This is a genomic window from Brotaphodocola sp., from assembly GCF_050873065.1.
Taxonomy (GTDB): domain Bacteria; phylum Bacillota; class Clostridia; order Lachnospirales; family Lachnospiraceae; genus Brotaphodocola.
In genome coordinates this window covers 1-4,053 of sequence record NZ_JBNMIC010000106.1, presented here as the reverse complement: position 1 = coordinate 4,053, position 4,053 = coordinate 1, and the positions used below count along the sequence as shown (strand labels likewise).

Genomic DNA, 4,053 nt, shown 5'->3' with positions numbered 1-4,053 from the left:
TTTGAGCATATGCCGTCCGGAATCGATACGATGACGATCATGGTACACCAGATCGTCATCGTATCGATTCCGGACGGCATATGCTCAAAGGAGATGCCGTACTTCTCAAATACCTGAAGCACTTTTCTCCCAAAACCAACTTCTGCATTCATCATCGCTTTCTCGATGTTGATTGCACAGAAGCCCTTCTTTCCTGCAATTCCGGTGATTGTGTAATGCGGCTTGCGGCAGGTGCTCTCCACGATCAGAGTTCCCTTATCCTCCGGCTTGTTCGTATTGCGGATGTTGATCGGGATTCCCTCACGGCGAACCGGGAAGATTGCGTCCTCATGGAGAACACCCGCACCCATGTAGGAGAGTTCACGAAGCTCTTTGTAGGTGATCGTCTCGATAACTGCCGGATCATCCACAATTCTCGGGTCTGCCACAAGGAAACCGGATACATCGGTCCAGTTCTCGTAGAGATCTGCGTGGATCGCACGTGCCACGATGGAACCGGTCACATCGGAACCGCCACGGGAGAACGTCTTGATCGTGCCGTCATGCTTCGCTCCGTAGAATCCCGGGATGACTGCGCGCTCCACATGCTCAAGGCGCTCGGACAGCTCCTTGTTCGTCAGCTCAGACTCAAAGTTTCCGTTGTCATCAAAGAAGATCACCTCTGCAGAATCGATGAATTCATATCCGAGGTAGTTCGCCATCACGATACCATTCAAGTACTCGCCGCGGGAAGCTGCGTAATCACGGCCAATGCCCTTTACAAAGTTCTGCTCAATCGCATCAAACTCGTGATCCAGATTCAGGTTTAAGTCCAGACCGTCAATGATCTCCTGATAACGCTCCTTGATGCGCTCTAAGATCTTCTTGTATGCTCCGCCGGTAGAAGCAGCCTCATAACATGCATACAGCATGTCGGTTACCTTCTCATCCTTGCTGTTTCTCTTGCCCGGTGCGGACGGAACCACATAACGGCGGGTCTTGTCTGCCCGAATGATATCTCCCACTTTTTTAAACTGGCGTGCACTTGCCAGAGAGCTTCCGCCAAACTTCACTACTTTTTTCATGATCGCTTTATCTCCTCGTAATTTTTTTACCGTAAAGAAAACCGTTTATGCAAAATCATACTTGAATTCCTCTGATCTGTCAAGTACTTTTCCTTGTATGAGAGTCAAATGTCCGCTTATCAAGGACACACACTGACTTACGGTCACAGAAACAGAGTTTAAAACTAGGGATTCTAATTTTCTCCCAGCAAATACTTCTCAATCGCCTCCACACAGCCGTCGTGATCACAATCTGCGACAACGACATCACAGAGTGCCTTGATCTCCTCAGTGGCATTTCCCATCGCGACTGCAAGCCCTGCACGCTCGAGTGCCTGACGATCATTGTCCGCATCTCCGACAGCGATCGTCCGTTCTACCGGCAGATTTAAAAATTTGCAGAGTGCCAAAAGTCCACTTCCCTTGTTCGCTCCGACCGGTGAAAGCTCAAGCGAAGTCGTCTCCGCCTCCGCCATCTCAAGCTCGATTCCGGCATCGCAAAGACGTTTCTCGGTTCTCGCACGCCCCTCCGGCGTCGCATGATAGAGGTTTAACTTGTCGATCGGAAATGGATCTGCAAAATACTGCTCACAAATATCCTCCCACCGCTCTGCGACGCGCGCAAACATTCCCTGGTACTGCCCCATTCCAAAATGATCCATGCGCGCCCACTGATTCATCTGGACAATCGAGCGATCCGTCAGGAAGTGAATCATCGCATCTTCTTTTCTTCCGATCTCAAGAATCTTTTTCACCGTCTCGGGTGAGAACTGCCTCTCATAAACTTTGAGATTATTTGTTCTGTCATAGACGAGGCCTCCACTCAGTCCGTTGACGTAGCGCACCTGTGGAAGAATCGGCAGATACTCCTTGAGTTCTGCCGGCCCGCGTCCCGTGTTCAAAATCACAGTCTTACCTGCCTTCACTGCCCGATCAATCGCCCTTAACGTCTTCTCGGTAATCTGTTTCTCAGAATTCAGCAGAGTTCCATCCATATCAAACGCAATCAGATCATATTCTCTCTTCTCGTTCATTTTTCTCCCCTGAGATATGTCCGGGTTCAGGCCTGTTTTCAAAAAACACATAACGCCCGGGCATACCTAAAAAATGTTTTACTTTGAGTTCACGGTTCATGGAAAAGTACAAAAAACGGCGCACCCCGGATTCCCCTTGAATCCGAAGTGCGCCGCCACATCTTCTATTCCGATAATCTATAACCATTTATTATTTATTCTGCGTGGATGCGCAGACTCACAGAATGGTCATCACAATCTTATTCAGCCTTCGGACCTGCTGCAACCAGAGCCTTACCAGCCTCATGGTTCTCATATTTTGCAAAGTTCTTGATGAATCTGCCTGCCAGATCCTTTGCCTTTGCCTCCCACTCAGAAGCATCTGCATAGGTGTCACGCGGATCCAGAATTCCGGAATCAACGCCCGGAAGCTCAGTCGGAACCTCGAAATCAAAGTACGGAATCTTCTTGGTCGGTGCATTCTTGATGTCGCCGTTTAAGATTGCGTCGATGATGCCACGGGTATCCTTAATGGAGATACGCTTGCCGGTTCCGTTCCATCCGGTATTTACCAGAAAAGCCTTTGCTCCGCTCTTCTCCATCTTCTTAACGAGCTCTTCTGCATACTTGGTCGGATGCAGCTCAAGGAATGCCTGTCCAAAGCAAGCAGAGAAGGTCGGGGTCGGCTCAGTGATGCCGCGCTCGGTACCTGCTAACTTAGCGGTAAATCCAGACAGGAAGTAGTACTGAGTCTGCTCCGGGGTCAGTACAGATACTGGCGGAAGTACGCCGAATGCATCTGCGGACAGGAAGATTACGTTCTTAGCTGCCGGACCTGCGGAAACCGGACGAACGATCTTCTCAATGTGATCGATCGGGTAAGATACACGGGTATTCTCGGTTACGCTCTTATCTGCAAAATCGATCTTGCCGGTCTCATCCAGGGTAACGTTCTCAAGCAGAGCATCACGACGGATTGCGTTGTAGATATCCGGCTCGGAATCCTTATCCAGGTTGATAACCTTTGCGTAGCAGCCGCCCTCGAAGTTGAACACGCCGTTGTCATCCCAGCCGTGCTCATCATCACCGATCAGCAGACGCTTCGGATCGGTAGACAGAGTGGTCTTACCGGTACCAGACAGACCGAAGAAGATTGCGGTGTTCTCACCGTTCATATCGGTGTTTGCAGAGCAGTGCATGGAAGCAATACCCTTTAACGGCAGATAGTAGTTCATCATGGAGAACATACCCTTCTTCATCTCGCCGCCGTACCAGGTGTTGACGATGATCTGCTCACGGCTGGTAATATTGAACATAACTGCGGTCTCAGAGTTCAGCCCCAGCTCCTTGTAATTCTCAACTTTTGCCTTGGAAGCATTGTAAACAACGAAATCTGGCTCGAAGTCCTTCAGCTCTTCCTCAGTCGGTTTGATAAACATGTTGGTTACAAAGTGTGCCTGCCATGCAACTTCTACGATGAAACGGATTGCCATGCGGGTATCCTTGTTTGCGCCGCAGAAAGCATCCACGACGTACAGGCGCTTGTTGGACAGCTCCTTCTTGGCGATCTCCTTCACGGCAGCCCATGCTTCCTGAGAAGCGGGGTGGTTGTCGTTCTTGTACTCGTCGCTGGTCCACCACACGGTGTCCTTGGAGTTCTCGTCCATGACGATGAACTTATCCTTGGGAGAACGGCCGGTGTAGATGCCGGTCATGACGTTGACGGCACCCAGCTCGCTGACTTGGCCCTTCTCGTAGCCTTCCAGACCGGGCTTGGTCTCCTCTTCAAACAGCTGCTCGTAGGAGGGATTATACACGACTTCGGTCGTGCCGGTGATCCCATACTTGCTCAGATCTACCTTTGCCATGATACTTATACCTCTTCTTTCGTTCAGATCAAATTCTGATCGCGCGTCGCGCACGCCTCAGCCAAAAAGCGGCGCGGGCGATGAAGAAATACAGATGCGTATTCTCCTGCTTACCATTATACATAAAAT

General features: G+C 50.2%; 3 protein-coding genes. All 3 read right to left on the bottom strand.

From position 1 onward, the window contains the following. Positions 1-1,064: aspartate kinase (locus ACR0QE_RS13195; protein ID WP_432628796.1), on the bottom strand; the 1,064-nt coding region annotated here is incomplete at its 3' end. Between the two features lie 173 nt (positions 1,065-1,237). Continuing rightward, on the bottom strand, positions 1,238-2,077 hold the full coding sequence (locus ACR0QE_RS13190) for a Cof-type HAD-IIB family hydrolase (protein ID WP_432628795.1): 840 nt from the start codon (positions 2,075-2,077) through the stop codon (positions 1,238-1,240). A 239-nt stretch (positions 2,078-2,316) separates the two neighbouring features. After that, complete coding sequence (gene pckA / locus ACR0QE_RS13185; protein WP_432628794.1) at positions 2,317-3,924, bottom strand: phosphoenolpyruvate carboxykinase (ATP); 1,608 nt, start codon at positions 3,922-3,924, stop codon at positions 2,317-2,319. Positions 3,925-4,053 lie beyond the last annotated feature (129 nt).

What these genes read in the sequence shown, in the direction of transcription:
- pckA (WP_432628794.1), bottom strand. Translation starts at nt 3,924, where the DNA reads ATGGCAAAGGTAGATCTGAGCAAGTATGGGATCACCGGCACGACCGAA.
- ACR0QE_RS13190 (WP_432628795.1), bottom strand. Translation starts at nt 2,077, where the DNA reads ATGAACGAGAAGAGAGAATATGATCTGATTGCGTTTGATATGGATGGA.